Here is a 16294-nt window from a genome sequence, read left to right as displayed (position 1 = left end):
CCTGGATGCGGGGGGCGGGGCGAGCGCGGTCGATGGCGCCGACGGCGACCGCCGATTCGGCCAGCAGCGTGCAGCCGGAGGGCAGGATGTCGGCGAAGCCGCCGAACACGACGTAGCGCTCTTCCTTGCCCGCCGCGGTTTTCACCGTGACGACGCCGGGCTTGATCGTGGTCATGACCGGAGCGTGCTGCGCCATCACGGTCATCTCGCCTTCGGCGCCCGGGATGACGACGGACTCGACCTGCTCGGAAACGAGCAGCCGCTCCGGCGAGACCAATTCGAACTTGAAAGCTTCAGCCATGCCAATCTAGCGAGTAGGAATAGCGAGTAGCGAGTAGTGAAAAACTCGGCCGGCCCACTGATCCCTATTCGCTACTCCCTATTCGCTATTCGCTTCTTTACGCCGCTTCAGCCGCCAGGCGCTGCGCCTTCTCGACCGCTTCCTCAATGCCGCCGACCATGTAGAAGGCGGCTTCGGGCAGATGGTCGTAATCGCCGGCGCAGAGGCCCTTGAAGCCCTTGATGGTGTCGGCAAGGTCGACCAGCTTGCCGGGCGAGCCCGTGAACACTTCGGCGACGAAGAACGGCTGCGACAGGAAGCGCTCGATCTTGCGGGCGCGGGCAACGGTCTGCTTGTCCTCTTCCGACAGCTCGTCCATGCCAAGGATGGCGATGATGTCCTGCAGCGACTTGTAGCGCTGCAGGATCGACTGCACCTGGCGGGCGACCTGGTAGTGCTCCTCGCCGACAACCATCGGGTCGAGCATACGCGAGGTCGAATCGAGCGGATCAACGGCCGGGTAGATGCCCTTTTCCGAGATCGCGCGGTTGAGCACGGTCGTGGCGTCGAGGTGGGCGAAGGAGGTGGCCGGCGCCGGGTCGGTCAAGTCGTCGGCCGGAACGTAGATTGCCTGCACCGAGGTGATCGAGCCCTTGGTCGTGGTCGTGATGCGCTCCTGCAGCGCGCCCATGTCGGTGGCGAGCGTCGGCTGATAGCCCACGGCCGAGGGGATGCGGCCGAGCAGCGCCGACACTTCCGAGCCCGCCTGGGTGAAGCGGAAGATGTTGTCGACGAAGAACAGCACGTCCTGGCCCTGGTCGCGGAAATACTCGGCGACGGTGAGGCCGGTCAGGCCGACGCGGGCGCGCGCGCCCGGCGGCTCGTTCATCTGGCCGTAGACCAGCGCGGCCTTCGAGCCCTGGCCGCCGCCCTTCTTGTTGACGCCCGATTCGATGAACTCGTGATAGAGGTCGTTGCCTTCGCGGGTGCGCTCGCCGACGCCGGCGAACACCGAGAAGCCGCCGTGGGCCTTGGCGACGTTGTTGATCAGCTCCTGGATCAGCACGGTCTTGCCGACGCCGGCGCCGCCGAACAGGCCGATCTTGCCGCCGCGGGCATAAGGCGCCAGCAGGTCGAGAACCTTGATGCCGGTGACCAGGATCTGCGCTTCTGTCGACTGGTCGACATAGGCCGGAGCCGGCTGGTGGATGGCGCGCATTTCGACGGCGTCGACGGGGCCGGCCTCGTCGACCGGCTCGCCGATGACGTTGATGATGCGGCCGAGCATGCCCGGGCCGACCGGCACCGAAATCGGTCCGCCGGTGTCATAGACATCCTGGCCGCGCACGAGACCTTCGGTCGAGTCCATGGCGATGCAGCGCACGGTGTTCTCGCCGAGATGCTGGGCGACTTCGAGGACGAGGCGGTTGCCGACATTGTCGGTTTCCAGCGCATTCAGAATGGCCGGGAGATGATCTTCGAACTGGACGTCGACGACGGCGCCGATGACCTGGCGCACCTTGCCGGCGGCGCCGACCCGCTTCGCCGCAACGCTGGCCGCCTTCGCCGGAGCCGCTGCCTTGGCCGGAGCGGCCGCCTTCTTGGCCGGAGCGGCATTCGCGGCTGCTGCCGGAGCCTTTGCCGCCTTGGGGGCCGGTGCCGCCTTGGCGGCGGTCTTCGGGGTAGCTGCTTTCGCCATCGTCTTTGCCCTTTTCGTCTGTCTGTTGCTCACGCCTTCTGCCGCGAGGTCGATGGCCTCGGCGGCGGGGCGCGTCTAGAGCGCCTCGGCGCCCGAAATGATTTCGATGAGTTCCTTGGTGATCTGCGCCTGCCGCTGGCGATTGTAGGTGATCGACAGCCTGTTGATCATGTCGCCGGCGTTGCGCGTCGCATTGTCCATCGCGCTCATCTTGGCGCCCATCTCGCCAGCCGCGTTTTCCAGCAGCGCGCGGAAGATCTGCACCGCGATGTTGCGCGGGATGAGGTCGGAGAGGATCTCGCCCGGCTCCGGCTCGTATTCGTAGACGGCCGTGGCGCCGTTGCTCGTCTCGGCAGCGGCGGAAGCCGGGGCCGCCGGGATGATCTGCTGCGCCGTCGGAATCTGGCTGATCACCGACTTGAACTGCGAATAGAACAGCGTGCAGACGTCGAAGCCGCCCTGGTTGAACAGGTTGATCACCTTGCGCGCAATCGCATCGGCATTGACGAAGCCGAGCGTCTTGACCTCGCGCAAGTCGACGCGCTCGAGGATCAGCGAGCCGCACTCGCGGCGCAGGATGTCAAAACCCTTCTTGCCGACGCAGATGATCTTGATCTGCTTGCCGTCGGCGAGAAGCTTACGAATATGCTCGCGGGCCAGGCGCGCGATCTGGGAGTTGAAGCCGCCGCACAGGCCGCGCTCGGCGGTGCAGACGATGAGCAGATGCACGTCGTCCCTGCCGGTGCCGGTCATCAGCGCCGGGGCATCGCCGCCGCCGCCGATCGCCTGGGTGATGTTGGCCAGCACCGCCCCCATCCGCTCGGAATAGGGACGCGCAGCTTCGGCCGCTTCCTGCGCGCGACGCAGCTTCGCCGCGGCGACCATCTGCATCGCCTTGGTGATCTTCTGCGTCGCCTTGACCGAGGCGATACGGTTACGAAGGTCTTTTAATGAAGGCATGCTTCAAACCTGATCCCGTGCGTCCGGCTGCTCGTTAAGCGAAGGTCTTGGCGAAGGCGTCGATCTCGGCCTTGAGCTTGCCGCGCAGGTCGTCCGACAGCGCCTTCTCTTTGCGGATGCCGTCGAGCACGTCCTTGCCGGCCGAGCGCATGTGACTGAGCAGGCCATGCTCGAACTTGCCGACCTGATTCAGCGCCAGCTTGTCGAGATAGCCATTGACGCCGGCGAAGATCACCGCGACCTGCTCTTCGGTCTTGAGCGGCGAGAACTGCGGCTGCTTCAGGAGCTCCGTCAGGCGCGAACCGCGATTGAGCAGACGCTGCGTGGCGGCGTCGAGGTCGGAGCCGAACTGCGCGAAGGCCGCCATTTCACGGTACTGCGCGAGTTCGCCCTTGATCGAGCCGGCGACCTGCTTCATCGCCTTGACCTGCGCCGAGGAGCCGACGCGCGACACCGACAGACCGACGTTCACCGCCGGGCGGATGCCTTGGAAGAACAGGTTGGTCTCGAGGAAGATCTGACCGTCGGTGATCGAGATCACGTTGGTCGGGATGTAGGCCGACACGTCGTTGGCCTGCGTCTCGATGATCGGCAGCGCGGTCAGCGAGCCGTTGCCATTATCGTCGTTGAGCTTCGCGGCGCGCTCCAGCAGGCGCGAATGCAGGTAGAACACGTCGCCCGGATAGGCTTCGCGGCCCGGCGGGCGGCGCAGCAGCAGCGACATCTGGCGGTAGGCGACGGCCTGCTTCGACAGATCGTCATAGCTGATGAGGGCATGCATGCCGTTGTCGCGGAAATATTCGCCCATGGTGCAGCCGGCGAACGGCGCCAGGAACTGCATCGGCGCCGGATCCGACGCGGTCGCGGCGATGATGATGGAGTAGTCGAGCGCGCCGCGCTCCTCCAGCACCTTGACGAACTGCGCGACGGTCGAGCGCTTCTGGCCGACGGCGACGTAGACGCAGTAGAGCTTCTCCTTCTCCGGGCCGTTGTCGTGCACCGACTTCTGGTTCAGCATCGTGTCGAGGATGATGGCGGTCTTGCCGGTCTGACGGTCGCCGATGACCAGTTCGCGCTGGCCGCGGCCGACCGGGATCAGCGCGTCGATGGCCTTGAGGCCGGTCGACATCGGCTCATGCACCGACTTGCGCGGAATGATGCCGGGCGCCTTGACGTCGACGCGGCGGCGTTCGGTCGCCTGGATCGGGCCCTTGCCGTCGATCGGATTGCCGAGCGCGTCGACCACGCGGCCGAGCAGGCCGGGACCGACCGGAACGTCGACGATGGCGCCGGTGCGCTTGACGGTGTCGCCTTCCTTGATGTCGCGGTCGTTGCCGAAGATGACGACGCCGACATTGTCGGCTTCGAGGTTCAGCGCCATGCCGCGGATGCCGCCCGGGAATTCGACCATCTCGCCGGCCTGGACGTTGTCGAGCCCGTAGACGCGGGCAATGCCGTCACCGACGGACAGAACCTGGCCGACTTCGGAGACCTCGGCCTCCTTGCCGAAATTCTTGATCTGGTCTTTCAGAATTGCGGAAATTTCCGCGGCGCGGATGTCCATCAGCCGACCTCTTTCAGTGCAAGCTTGAGCGAATTGAGTTTGGTTTTGAGCGACGTATCGATCTGGCGCGAGCCCATCTTGACGATCAGGCCGCCGAGCAGCGACGGGTCGACGGTCATGGCGATGGCCACGTCCTTGCCGGCGATTCCCGTCAGCGTCGCCTTGAGTTCGGCCTGCTGCGCATCCGTCAGCGCATGCGCGGAGGTGACTTCGGCGGACGCCTCGCCACGGTGGTCGGCGGCAATCTGGCGGAACGCCTTGATCATGCCGGGCACGGCGAACAGGCGGCGGTTGCGGGCGACGACGCGCAGGAAATTGCCGACGAGGCCGGTGATGTTGGCTCTGGAGATGATCGCGCCGATCGCCTTGGCGTGATCGTCGCTGGAGAACACCGGGCTGTTGATGAGCCGGGCAAGGTCGGCGCTGCCATTGAGCATCGCCTCGAAATCGTTGAGGTCAGCCTCGACCTGGGCGACCGAATTTTCCTGCAGCGCGAGCTCGAACAGCGAGCTTGCATAGCGCTCTGCGACAGCTGAGATTGGCGATGACGATTGGGCCACGGACCGTCTTTTCTCTTGTCTGACAGGCCGCAGATTGTTGGCGCGAGCGAAAACTCTGGCTAAATCTTTGACCTTACTGCGATTTTTCCAAGCACGGAGGGATGGCTTCCGCTATCCCCGGCCGAAAGTCGATTGCCGTCTAGCACAGGCCTTTTGAGACCGCAATGCATCGTCCGGCATGGTTTCAGGCACTTTTGTCGCATCAGACGGCGAAGGCCGAGCCTGAGCGGCGGATTAGCCACGAATTCACGGTACGAAGCCGAAGGCGAAGGCAAGCGGCAGCGCCGCCAGGGCCAATTCAACCACGATGGAAGCCCAGTTGAAAGGTGTATTGGCGCCGTCCGACATCATCGACAAAAGCCGACCGAAAGCGGTGAACAGCCATGAGAAGCCGAGCGCCATATAGAGCAGCGGCTGTGCGAGCAGGATGCAGCACAGGCTGACGCCGAGATAAAAGCCCGACATGCGGCCGCGCCCTTCGGCGATCGCCGCCGCTTTCTCCGGCTTTGCCTGCAGGCGCAGGATGCGGAAGGCGAGATTCGGCGCCAGGAAGAGGCCGAGGCCGATGAGCAGCGTCACGACGGCGCTCGACCATGCCAGCCACTCGCCCTGGCTCGCCGGCCACGGAAACGCGAACTCCATCTGATCCCCCTCGTAAAGTCTTGTTCTGAAATTGCCGGCATTCTAGCCGAGGAAAATCCGCGCGCCAGATGTCGGCCGGCACATTTGAAAAGACCGCAAGAGAAGAAGCGACAGAAGAGCGCCCGATCAGGACAATGCGAAGTCGATCGCTGCCTCGGCCTGGATGCGCGTGGTGTCGAACACCGGCATGTCGAAATCGCCCTGGCCGATCAGTATGGTGATCTCGGTGCAGCCCATGATGAGGCCGTCGATCTTTTCGTCGCGCCGCAGACGGCCGACTTCCTCGACGTAGGCGGACTTCGAGTCGGCTTTGACGACGCCTTGGCAGAGCTCATCATAGATAATCCGGTGCACCATGTCGCGGCCGGCCTGGGCGGGCACGACCGGCTGCAGGCCGTATTTGTCGGCGAGCCGCCCTTTATAGAAATCCTGTTCCATGGTGAAGCGTGTCGCCAGCAGCGCCGGGCGCTTCACGCCTGCGGCGACAACAGCGTGTCCAGTTGCGTCGGCGATATGGATAATGGGAATCGAGATGGCCGCTTGCACCGTGTCGGCGAGTTTGTGCATCGTGTTGGTGCAAATCATCAAGCCCTCGGCGCCGCCGGCCTCCAGCTTGCGCGCTGCTTTTACCAGAAGGACACCGGCGCCGTCCCAGTCGCCGGCATGCTGGCGTTCGGCGATCTCGGCGAAGTCGAACGACCAGAGCAACAGCTCGGCCGAATGCAGCCCGCCCAGCCGCTCGCGCACGATCTCGTTGAGCAGTCGGTAGTAGATCGCCGTCGATTCCCAGCTCATGCCGCCGATAAGGCCGAGGGTTTTCATAAAGCGAGCACTCCGTTGGGACTGTCTTTCTCGCTTATAGGAAGCTCTGCGGGTCGATGTCGACCTGCACCCTGACGGAGCCGCGCAGCTTCGGCCCCTCCGCCAGCATGGCTCGAATAAACCCTTGCATGTCCGCGCGCCGCCCGCCCTGGACAAGCAAGCGGAAGCGGTGGCGGCCGCCGATCAGCGACAGCGGCGCCTCGGCCGGTCCGAGCACGAAGAGATCGGAGGCTGTAGGTGCCGCGCGCCGCAAGCCCCGCGCATGGGTTTCGGCCTCGGCGCGTGTCGCGGCACTGACGATGATGCCGGCGAGCCGGCCGAACGGTGGCAGCGCGGCGCGCTCCCGCTCCGCGATTTCGCGCTCGTAGAAGGCTTCCGAATCGCCGGAGACGATCGCCCGCATCACCGGATGGTCGGGCTGGTAGGTCTGCAGCAGGCCGAGGCTCTTCTTGCCGGTGCGGCCCGCGCGCCCGGTCACCTGGCTGAGCAGCTGGAAGGTGCGCTCGGCGGCGCGCGGATCGCCATTGGCGAGGCCGAGATCGGCGTCGACCACGCCGACCAGCGTCATGCCGGGGAAGTTGTGACCCTTAGCGACGAGCTGCGTGCCGACGACGATATCGGCCTCGCCATTGGCGACGGCCTCGAGCTCGAGCCGCAGCCGGCGCACGCCGCCCAAGAGATCGGACGACAATACGATCGTGCGGGCTTCCGGGAAATGCGCCACCACTTCCTCGGCGATGCGCTCGACGCCCGGCCCGCAGGCGACCAGATGATCGAGCGTGCCGCATTCCGGGCAGGCCTCCGGCCGCCGCTCATTGTGGCCGCAATGATGGCAGACGAGCTGGCCGCGAAAGCGATGCTCGACCAGCCAGGCCGAGCAGACCGGGCAGCCGAAGCGATGGCCGCAGACGCGGCAGAGCGTCAGCGGCGCATAGCCGCGCCGGTTGAGGAAGAGCAGCGACTGCTCTTGTCTCTCCAGCGTGCGCTCCATCTGCTCCAGAAGGAGAGGCGACAGAAAGCCGCCGCGCGCCGGCGGCGCGCGCCGCATGTCGATCGATTTCAGGTCGGGGAGCGCCGCCTCGGCAAAACGCGCCGACAGCACCGCGCGCTGGTAGCGGCCCTGACTGGCGTTGACGCGGCTCTCGACCGACGGCGTCGCCGAGGCGAGCACGACCGGGAAAGCGCCGATATGGCCGCGCACCACCGCCATGTCGCGCGCATTGTAGAAGACGCGGTCTTCCTGCTTGTAGGCCGGGTCATGCTCCTCGTCGACGACGATCAGGCCTAGCTCCTTGAACGGCAAGAACAGCGCCGAGCGCGCCCCGGCGACGACGCGCACGCCACCCTCCGCCACCTGCCGCCAGACGCGTTCGCGCATCCGGGGCGGCAGGTCCGAATGCCACTCCGCCGGTTTGGCGCCGAAGCGGTTCTGGAAGCGTTCGAGGAAAGCGTGCGTCAGCGCGATCTCCGGCAGCAGGATCAGCACCTGCTTGCCCTTGTCGAGCGCCGCCGCCACCGCCTCGAAATAGACTTCCGTCTTGCCCGATCCGGTGACGCCGTCGAGCAGGGTGACGTTGAAGGCGTCGGCGGCGATCGCCGCGCGCAGCTTCTCGGCCGCCGCCTTCTGGTCCGGCATCAATTCCGGCACAGCATGGCCGGGATCGGGTGCGGCGACCACCGGCCTTGGCGGGATCATCACCGTCTCGAACACGCCTTGTGCCCTCAAGCCATCGATGACGGTCGAGGAGACACCCGCCGCATGGGCGAGACCGGAGCGCGTCCAGGCAAGCCCGCCTTCGGCCGTTTTCAAAACGCGGCGTCGCGCGTCGGTCAATCGGTCGGGCTCGGCAAGCGTGCGCTGCAGGCCTTCGATCCACGGCTCCGGGTCGAAAGCTTCCGGCGCCCTCAACAACATCCGCGCCACCATGCCGGGCGCCGAAAGCGTGTATTGGGCGATCCAGTCGACGAAACGGCGCATGGCCTTGTCGATCGGCGGGCAGTCGAAGACCTCCTCGATCGGCCGCAGCTTTTTCGGATCGACGGATTCGACGACGGCGTCCCAGACGATGCCGGCGACCTGCCGCGGCCCCAGCGGCACGCGCACGATTGAGCCCGGCACCACGCGCATGCCTGGCGGCACGGCATAAGTGTAGGGCCGTTCGGCCGGCATCGGCACCAGCACCGGCGCGGCCGCGACAAAGGGCGAATCTTCGATCATCGGGCGTGACCTTGCCCCGACTTTGCTCTAGATCAAAGGGGACCCCCGCATCTGCCTGGCCGGCGTCAGGCAATCCCCAAGGAGACAGCCATGAAGTTTTTTGTCGACACCGCTGACATCAAGGAAATTAAGGAGCTGCACGATCTGGGGCTGCTCGATGGCGTCACCACCAACCCGTCGCTGATCCTGAAATCGGGCGGCAAGATCGCCGAGGTCACCAAGCAGATCTGCGACATTGTCGAAGGCCCGGTCTCGGCCGAGGTCGTGGCGACCGAGTACAAGGAGATGATGGCCGAGGCCGAGGTGCTGGCCAAGATCGCGCCGAATGTGGCCATCAAGGTGCCGCTGACGCTGGATGGGCTAAGGGCCTGCAAGACGATCCGCACCGAGATGAACCGCATGGTCAACGTCACGCTCTGCTTCTCGGCCAACCAGGCGCTGCTTGCCGCCAAGGCCGGCGCCTCCTTCATCTCGCCCTTCGTCGGCCGCATCGACGACACCGGCTCGGACGGCATGGAGCTGATCTCGGAAATCCGCACCATCTACGACAATTACGATTTCAAGACCGAGATCCTGACCGCTTCCGTGCGTACGGTGAACCACGTCAAGCAGGCGGCTTTGATCGGCGCCGATATCGTGACCGCGCCGCCGGCGACGTTGAAGGCGCTGGTCAACCATCCGCTCACCGACAAGGGCCTCTCCGCCTTCCTCGCCGACTGGGCCAAGACCGGCCAGAAGATTGGCTGAGGCCCGAGATCAGACAATAAAAAGGCCGGGATAACCTGGCCTTTTCGTTGCATCGAAGGGGAATAGCGCGCGGCGCCCAGAGATCAGCTCAGGCCTTCTTGCCATTCTTGGCCAGGTCCTGGGCGATCGCCAGCCTGAGCAGATCGGCGAGCTCGCGAGCGGCGCGGTTCTCGGCGTCGATCTGCGCCCGGTAGGCCGCAAACTCCTGGCGCGGCCGGTCGAAGGAGGAAGGAATCGAGCGCTTGCCGAGCGCGACCACAGTGCCGGTCGCGGCGTCTCTGAGCACATAATTGGCGGTGAGGGTCACGGTGCCCGCCGTCGGCTCGTCCTCTTCGGTCTGCACCTGAACGATGGCCGCCGACTCGACAAGTTCGGTGACGCCGAGGTCGAGCGTATAGGCAGGCGATGACGGCTCGCCCGAGCCCTGGCCGAAAGCGAAGATCAGGTTGTTGCGCACCTGCTGTGCAGGGCGCGTGCTCACCGGCTTGATCGAGATCGACGCCAGCTCGGCGGCGGCCCCGACCTGCGAGCCGGCGGTGAGCGGCGCGCTGGAATAGAGCGGCCGCACCGTGCAGGCGGAGACCAGTGCCAGCGAGGCGATCAGGCCGCTGAGAGCAGCGCGACGCAGCAAACGCGCCGCCTGTGACTTTTCCGGATCAGGCAACGACATTGACGATCCTCTGCGGGACGATGATCACCTTGCGCGGGGCTTTACCATCGAGCGCTTTCTGCACGAAGTCGAGAGCCAGCACCGCTTTTTCGACGGCACCTTGATCCGCGTCGCGGGCAATTGTCAAATCCCCGCGCTTCTTGCCGTTGACCTGCACCGGCAGCATGATCTCGTTGTCGACGACCAGGGCCGGATCGTAGGCAGGCCACGGCCGTTCGGCGACCATCTCGGTGCCGCCCAACGCCTCCCAGCATTCCTCGGCCAGATGCGGCATCACCGGCGCGATCACATGCACCAGGATCTCGACGGCCTCGCGGCAGGCGCCCTTCAGCGCCGCGTCAGCCTTGCCTTCGGCGACGTCGTTGAGCGGCACGGCCAGCGCATTGGCAAGCTCGTAGATGCGGGCGATAGCTCGGTTGAAGCCGAGCTTCTCGATGTCCTCGCCGATCGCCTTAAGGATCTTGTGCGCGGCCTTGGAAACTGCACCTGCCTCGCCTTCGCTCGCCGCGGCCGGCTTCACGTCGGCAAGCTGTTCGGCCGCGATCTGCACCAGGCGCCAGACGCGCTGCACGAAGCGATGCGCGCCGGCGGCACCTTCGTCGGTCCATTCGACGTCGCGCTCCGGCGGCGAGTCCGACAGCATGAACCAGCGCGCGGTATCGGCTCCGTAGCCGTCGGTGATCTCCTCCGGACTCACCGTGTTCTTCTTCGATTTCGACATCTTCTCGAGCGCGCCGATCGACGCTTCCTCGCCGGTCGCGATCTCGATGGCGCGGCGCTTGCCGCCGGCATCCTCGATCCTGACCTCGCTCGGCGACAGCCAGCGCCCATTTGTCGACGGACCGCCGACGCGGTAGGTCTCGTGCACCACCATGCCTTGCGTGAACAGGCCCTTGAACGGCTCGGCGAGGTTCAAATGGCCGGTCTCGCGCATGGCACGCGTGAAGAAGCGCGAATAGAGCAGATGCAGGATCGCGTGCTCGATGCCGCCGATATATTGGTCCACCGCCAGCCACTCGTCCGCCGCCTTCGGCTCGGTCGGCTCGTTCGCCCAGGGGGCGGTGAAGCGCGCGAAATACCACGACGAATCGACGAACGTATCCATCGTGTCGGTCTCGCGCCGCGCGTCGCGCCCGCATTGCGGGCATTTCACGTGACGCCATGTCGGATGCCGATCGAGCGGATTGCCCGGACGGTCGAACTCGATGTCGTCAGGCAGTTTCACCGGCAGATCGGCCTTCGGCACCGGCACCACGCCGCAGGCCTCGCAGTGGATCATCGGGATCGGGCAGCCCCAGTAGCGCTGGCGCGAGATGCCCCAATCGCGCAGGCGGAAATTCACCTTGCGCTCCGCCATCGGCCGGCCGCCGATCGTCTTCTGTTCGAGCAGCTTCGCCACCTCGTCGAACGCGCGCTGCGGCTTCATGCCGTCGAGGAAGCGCGAATTGATCATCACGCCGTCGTCGACATAGGCCTCCTCGGTGATCTGGAAGCTTTTTGCGTCGCCGTCTTCCGGCATCACTACCGGGACTACCGGCAGGCCGTATTTGTTGGCGAAGTCGAGGTCGCGCTGATCGCCCGACGGGCAGCCGAAGATGGCGCCCGTGCCATACTCCATCAGCACGAAATTCGCGACGTAGACAGGCAGCGTCCAGCCGTCGTCGAAAGGATGGACGACGCGGATGCCGGTATCGAAACCCTTCTTTTCGGCCGTCTCAAGCGCCGCCACCGAGGTGCCCATATGGCGGACCTCGTCGATGAACTTGGCCAGCGCCGGATTGTTCTCGGCGGCTTGTTTGGCCAGCGGATGATCCGCCGCGACCGCCATGAAGGAGGCGCCGAAGATGGTGTCCGGCCTGGTCGTGTAGACTTCCAGCTCGTGCATGTCGCCGCCGATCTTGGCAGAGCTTGCAGCCGCCAGCGGCCAGCGGATCAGCAGCCCTTCCGAGCGGCCGATCCAGTTATGCTGCATCAGCTTGACCTTCTCCGGCCATTCGTCGAGACGGCCGAGCGAATCCAGCAGGTCCTGCGCGAAATCGGTGATCTTGAAGAACCACTGCGTCAACTCGCGCTGCTCGACCAGCGCGCCCGAGCGCCAGCCGCGGCCGTCGATGACCTGCTCGTTGGCGAGCACCGTCATGTCTGCCGGGTCCCAGTTGACCTTGGAGGATTTGCGCGTCACCAGCCCCTTCTCGACGAAGTCGAGGAACAGCATCTGCTGGCGGTGATAGTAGTCGACGTCGCATGTGGCGAACTCCCGCGCCCAGTCGAGCGACAGGCCCATCATCTTGAGCTGCTCGCGCATGACGGCGATGTTTTCGTAGGTCCAGTCCTTGGGATGGACCTTGTTCTGCATCGCGGCATTCTCGGCCGGCATGCCGAAGGCGTCCCAACCCATCGGGTGCAGCACGTTGAAGCCCTTGGCCCGCTTGTAGCGCGCGACGACGTCGCCCATCGTATAGTTGCGGGTGTGGCCGATATGGATCTTCCCCGAGGGATAAGGGAACATCTCGAGCACGTAGTATTTCGGCTTCGGGTCCTCGTTCCTGGCCTCGAACAGCTTCTTTTCGGCCCAGGCCTTCTGCCATTTGGGCTCTGACGTGCGCGGATTGTATCGTTCGGTTGCCATCAGATGTTTTTCACTTAAAAGCGGGTGCGCGGCGCTGGGCAAGGCCGGCAGCCGAGACAATGTCGGTGTTCACCATGGATTGCCAGACCCGTCAACTGTGGCGATCCGGCGTTGGTGCTAAAACTATGGGCAGGATATGGACATGACGAGCCCCGTCGAACAGCTTCGCGCGGTCAAGGCGAAGATCGCAAGCGCCGAACGCGAGGCAAAGCGTGAGCCCGGCGCCGTCATGCTGGTTGCGGTCTCGAAGACCTTCGCGGCCGAAGATATCCGCCCGGTCATCGAGGCGGGCCAGCGTGTTTTCGGCGAGAACCGCGTGCAGGAAGCTCAAGGTAAATGGCCGGCGCTGAAAGCGGCGTTTCCCGACATCGAGCTGCACCTGATCGGGCCGCTGCAATCCAACAAGACGAAGGAAGCGGTGGCGCTTTTCGATGTCATCGAGACCGTCGATCGCGAGAAGATCGCCGCCGAGCTTGCCAAGGAGACCGCCAGGCAAGGCCGGGCGCCGAAACTCTATGTCCAGGTCAACACCGGTTCCGAGCCGCAGAAGGCCGGCATCGAGCCGCGCGACGCCGTCGCTTTCGTCAAACGCTGCCGCGAGGTGCACGGCCTCGCCATTGAGGGCCTCATGTGCATCCCGCCGGCGGACGAGAATCCCGGTCCGCATTTCGCGCTTTTGGAAAAGATCGCTGGCGAGGCCGGCGTCGCAATGCTCTCGATGGGCATGTCCGGCGATTACGAGACCGCGATCGCCTTCGGCGCGACCAGCGTCAGGCTGGGCTCGGCGATTTTCGGCAGTCGCTAAGCGCCTCGAGACGCTGGTAGCGATCTTGTTACCGACCCGACAATCGATCGATAACGCTTCCGCCAGCGCTTGAAACGAACCGGGCCGTTCCTACCAAGCCCGCGGATGACGAGTGATGGGCGTTTCCGCCAAACATTCGACGTACAGAGAACCTCTGCGCCGCTCAGTGCAGCACGAACTCCCCGTCCACTTTCCGCCACTCGTTCGGCGCGATCAGCTTCTGGTGCGTGTACGTCACCGAATGCAGCGGGCCGTCGAGCTTGGTCTTCCAGAATTCGATGAAGCGGATCAGCACCGGAAACTCCGGCGCGATGTCGTAATCCTGCCAGATATAGCTTTGCAGCAGATGGGGATGGTCTGGGAAGTGATAAAGGATCTTGGCTGTGGTCAGCCCATAGCCGCTGAGCATCAAGTCCATTTCGAGATGATGGCGCATTGCCGTCCTCAGTTGATTCTCCTTTCCTCCCAACGCGAAACTCTGCGCCTCGTTGCTTAACCGTCTATTGATTTTCGCACATCAGACCCAAGTTTTCCATCGGAAAAACAGATGGTTAGCAGCCCTAAGGCGAGAGTGCTGACAGGCGTTTGCACTTGCCCCTGCGTCATCCCGCCGCGCGAATCCAACGTCTAATGTTGCCGTCACGGCGGAACTGTTAATAATGCCGCGAATTCACGGCTGCTTCGCCGTGATGCCGTCGGCACATCAAGCCGGCGGAACGGTTTCGGAGGAAAGCTAGAAAATGTCCGATGTCCATGTCCACCGCGTCCAGCCGGCGTGGAAGAAAAACGCGCTGATCGACAACGACACCTATCTCAAATGGTATGCCGACAGCGTGAAGAACCCGGACAAGTTTTGGGGCAAGCACGGCAAGCGCATCGACTGGTTCAAGCCCTTCACCAAGGTCAAGAACACTTCCTTCGACGGCAAGGTCTCGATCAAGTGGTTCGAGGACGGCCAGACCAATGTTTCCTACAACTGCATCGACCGGCATCTGAAGAAGCGCGGCAACCAGACCGCCATCATCTGGGAAGGCGACAACCCTTACGATGACAGGAAGATTACCTACAACGAGCTCTATGCGCATGTCTGCCGCTTCGCCAATGTCCTGAAGAAGCACGGCGTCAAGAAGGGCGACCGCGTTACCATCTACATGCCGATGATTCCCGAAACGGCTTACGCGATGCTTGCCTGCACGCGTATCGGCGCCATCCATTCGGTCGTCTTCGGCGGCTTCTCGCCCGATGCGCTGGCCGGCCGCATCGACGACTGCAAGTCGACCATCGTCATCACCGCCGACGAGGGCCTGCGCGGCGGCAAGCCGATTGCGCTGAAGGACAACACCGACAAGGCCATCGACATCGCCGCCAAGGCCGGCACCAAGGTGGAAAAAGTGGTGGTGGTGCGACGCACCGGCGGCAAGACCGGCTGGGTGCCGGGCCGCGACGTCTGGTACCACGATGAGGCCGCGACCGTTAAGGCCGACTGCAAACCCGAGAAGATGAAGGCGGAGGACCCGCTGTTCATCCTCTACACATCGGGCTCGACCGGCAAGCCGAAGGGCGTGCTGCACACCACCGCCGGCTATCTCGTCTATGTTTCGATGACGCACCAGTATGTCTTCGATTACCATGACGGCGACATCTACTGGTGCACCGCCGATGTCGGCTGGGTCACCGGCCACAGCTACATCGTCTATGGCCCTTTGGCCAACGGCGCCACGACGCTGATGTTCGAGGGCGTGCCGAACTACCCGTCGCAGTCGCGCTTCTGGGAAGTCGTGGACAAGCACCAGGTCAACATCTTCTACACCGCGCCGACGGCGCTGCGCGCCCTGATGGGCGCCGGCGATTCCCATGTGAAGAAGACCTCGCGCAAGTCGCTGCGCGTGCTGGGCACGGTCGGCGAGCCGATCAATCCGGAAGCCTGGGAGTGGTATTTCAACGTCGTCGGCAACGCCAAGGTGCCGATCGTCGACACATGGTGGCAGACCGAGACCGGCGGCATCCTGATCACGCCGCTGCCGGGCGCCACCGACCTTAAGGCCGGCTCGGCGACACGGCCCTTCTTCGGCGTCAAGCCGCAGCTGGTCGATGGCGAAGGCAAGGTGCTGGAAGGCGCGGCCGACGGCAATCTCTGCATCACCGATTCCTGGCCCGGCCAGATGCGCACCGTCTATGGCGATCACGACCGTTTCGTGCAGACCTATTTCTCGACTTACAAGGGCAAATACTTCACCGGCGACGGCTGCCGCCGTGACGCCGACGGCTACTACTGGATCACCGGCCGCGTCGACGACGTCATCAACGTTTCAGGCCACCGCATGGGCACGGCGGAAGTTGAATCGGCGCTGGTCAGCCACGACAAGGTCTCGGAAGCCGCCGTCGTCGGCTATCCGCACGATATCAAGGGTCAGGGAATCTACTGCTACGTCACGCTGATGTCCGGCACGACGTCGAGCGAGGATCTGCGCAAGGAGCTTGTCGCCCATGTCCGCAAGGAGATCGGCGCCATCGCAACGCCCGACAAGATCCAGTTCGCGCCGGGCCTGCCCAAGACCCGTTCAGGCAAGATCATGCGGCGCATCCTGCGCAAGATCGCCGAGGACGATTACGGCGCGCTGGGCGACACCTCGACGCTCGCCGATCCCGCCGTGGTCGACGATCTCGTTGCCAACCGGCAGAATAAAAGGGCCTGATG

14 protein-coding genes are annotated in these 16294 nt (G+C 64.4%); 3 read left to right on the top strand and 11 right to left on the bottom strand.

Going from position 1 to position 16294, the window contains the following annotated elements:
- From EOA79_RS17195 to EOA79_RS17160, 8 genes are all read right to left on the bottom strand, one after another.
- The coding region (locus EOA79_RS17195) for a F0F1 ATP synthase subunit epsilon (protein WP_245489891.1) at window positions 1–301 on the bottom strand (301 nt) is incomplete at its 3' end.
- A gap of 97 nt (window positions 302–398) precedes the next feature.
- Window positions 399–1979, bottom strand: a complete 1581-nt coding sequence (gene atpD, locus EOA79_RS17190) for a F0F1 ATP synthase subunit beta (protein WP_067002177.1) — start codon at window positions 1977–1979, stop codon at window positions 399–401.
- A 75-nt stretch (window positions 1980–2054) separates the two neighbouring features.
- Window positions 2055–2939: a F0F1 ATP synthase subunit gamma gene (locus EOA79_RS17185; RefSeq protein ID WP_095824154.1), complete on the bottom strand. Its 885-nt coding sequence runs from the start codon at window positions 2937–2939 to the stop codon at window positions 2055–2057.
- Between the two features lie 34 nt (window positions 2940–2973).
- On the bottom strand, window positions 2974–4503 hold the full coding sequence (gene atpA, locus EOA79_RS17180; protein ID WP_067001528.1) for a F0F1 ATP synthase subunit alpha: 1530 nt from the start codon (window positions 4501–4503) through the stop codon (window positions 2974–2976).
- Window positions 4503–5063 carry a F0F1 ATP synthase subunit delta gene (locus EOA79_RS17175; RefSeq protein ID WP_095824155.1) on the bottom strand — a complete coding sequence of 187 codons (561 nt, stop codon included), beginning with the start codon at window positions 5061–5063 and terminating at the stop codon, window positions 4503–4505. The genes atpA and EOA79_RS17175 overlap by 1 nt, the downstream gene beginning before the upstream one ends.
- 246 nt (window positions 5064–5309) lie before the next feature.
- Window positions 5310–5705 carry a DUF4345 family protein gene (locus tag EOA79_RS17170; RefSeq protein WP_095799716.1) on the bottom strand — a complete coding sequence of 132 codons (396 nt, stop codon included), beginning with the start codon at window positions 5703–5705 and terminating at the stop codon, window positions 5310–5312.
- A gap of 126 nt (window positions 5706–5831) precedes the next feature.
- Window positions 5832–6527, bottom strand: a complete 696-nt coding sequence (locus EOA79_RS17165; protein WP_095799715.1) for an aspartate/glutamate racemase family protein — start codon at window positions 6525–6527, stop codon at window positions 5832–5834.
- A gap of 34 nt (window positions 6528–6561) precedes the next feature.
- Window positions 6562–8745 (bottom strand): primosomal protein N', encoded by a 2184-nt coding sequence (locus EOA79_RS17160; RefSeq protein ID WP_128293119.1) that lies wholly within the window; start codon window positions 8743–8745, stop codon window positions 6562–6564.
- 90 nt (window positions 8746–8835) lie between these two features.
- Between EOA79_RS17160 and fsa the strand changes: the two genes are divergently transcribed.
- Window positions 8836–9492, top strand: a complete 657-nt coding sequence (gene fsa / locus EOA79_RS17155) for a fructose-6-phosphate aldolase (protein WP_095824158.1) — start codon at window positions 8836–8838, stop codon at window positions 9490–9492.
- Window positions 9493–9580: 88 nt separating this feature from the next.
- On the opposite strand, the gene lptE is transcribed toward fsa, so the two are convergent.
- A complete protein-coding gene (lptE, locus tag EOA79_RS17150) occupies window positions 9581–10162 on the bottom strand; it encodes an LPS assembly lipoprotein LptE (RefSeq protein WP_095824159.1) in 582 nt (193 codons plus the stop codon).
- A complete protein-coding gene (gene leuS, locus EOA79_RS17145; protein ID WP_095824160.1) occupies window positions 10149–12791 on the bottom strand; it encodes a leucine--tRNA ligase in 2643 nt (880 codons plus the stop codon). The genes lptE and leuS overlap by 14 nt, the downstream gene beginning before the upstream one ends.
- A 142-nt stretch (window positions 12792–12933) precedes the next feature.
- Here leuS and EOA79_RS17140 point away from each other — a divergent pair, with 142 nt between their 5' ends.
- Window positions 12934–13596: a YggS family pyridoxal phosphate-dependent enzyme gene (locus EOA79_RS17140; RefSeq protein ID WP_095799960.1), complete on the top strand. Its 663-nt coding sequence runs from the start codon at window positions 12934–12936 to the stop codon at window positions 13594–13596.
- Between the two features lie 163 nt (window positions 13597–13759).
- Here EOA79_RS17140 and EOA79_RS17135 read toward each other — a convergent pair whose 3' ends face one another.
- Window positions 13760–14032 (bottom strand): aspartate-semialdehyde dehydrogenase, encoded by a 273-nt coding sequence (locus EOA79_RS17135; protein ID WP_067001506.1) that lies wholly within the window; start codon window positions 14030–14032, stop codon window positions 13760–13762.
- A 304-nt stretch (window positions 14033–14336) separates the two neighbouring features.
- On the opposite strand from EOA79_RS17135, the gene acs reads away from it, so the two are divergent.
- Window positions 14337–16292, top strand: coding sequence for an acetate--CoA ligase (gene acs, locus EOA79_RS17130; protein ID WP_095824161.1), 1956 nt, complete (start codon window positions 14337–14339; stop codon window positions 16290–16292).
- The last annotated feature ends 2 nt before the right edge of the window (window positions 16293–16294 follow it).

It is taken from the genome of Mesorhizobium sp. M1A.F.Ca.IN.020.03.2.1, from assembly GCF_004023205.1.
In the GTDB taxonomy this organism is placed as follows: domain Bacteria; phylum Pseudomonadota; class Alphaproteobacteria; order Rhizobiales; family Rhizobiaceae; genus Mesorhizobium.
The sequence above is the reverse complement of the archived record's forward strand: the minus strand, read 5'-3'. Positions and strand labels throughout refer to the sequence as shown.

Coding starts and splice junctions, on each gene's coding strand:
- EOA79_RS17140 (WP_095799960.1), top strand. CDS start 12,934: ATGACGAGCCCCGTCGAACAGCTTCGCGCGGTCAAGGCGAAGATCGCA.
- EOA79_RS17170 (WP_095799716.1), bottom strand. CDS start 5,705: ATGGAGTTCGCGTTTCCGTGGCCGGCGAGCCAGGGCGAGTGGCTGGCA.
- acs (WP_095824161.1), top strand. CDS start 14,337: ATGTCCGATGTCCATGTCCACCGCGTCCAGCCGGCGTGGAAGAAAAAC.
- EOA79_RS17185 (WP_095824154.1), bottom strand. CDS start 2,939: ATGCCTTCATTAAAAGACCTTCGTAACCGTATCGCCTCGGTCAAGGCG.
- EOA79_RS17160 (WP_128293119.1), bottom strand. CDS start 8,745: ATGATCGAAGATTCGCCCTTTGTCGCGGCCGCGCCGGTGCTGGTGCCG.
- fsa (WP_095824158.1), top strand. CDS start 8,836: ATGAAGTTTTTTGTCGACACCGCTGACATCAAGGAAATTAAGGAGCTG.
- EOA79_RS17135 (WP_067001506.1), bottom strand. CDS start 14,032: ATGCGCCATCATCTCGAAATGGACTTGATGCTCAGCGGCTATGGGCTG.
- leuS (WP_095824160.1), bottom strand. CDS start 12,791: ATGGCAACCGAACGATACAATCCGCGCACGTCAGAGCCCAAATGGCAG.
- lptE (WP_095824159.1), bottom strand. CDS start 10,162: ATGTCGTTGCCTGATCCGGAAAAGTCACAGGCGGCGCGTTTGCTGCGT.
- EOA79_RS17165 (WP_095799715.1), bottom strand. CDS start 6,527: ATGAAAACCCTCGGCCTTATCGGCGGCATGAGCTGGGAATCGACGGCG.
- atpA (WP_067001528.1), bottom strand. CDS start 4,503: ATGGACATCCGCGCCGCGGAAATTTCCGCAATTCTGAAAGACCAGATC.
- atpD (WP_067002177.1), bottom strand. CDS start 1,979: ATGGCGAAAGCAGCTACCCCGAAGACCGCCGCCAAGGCGGCACCGGCC.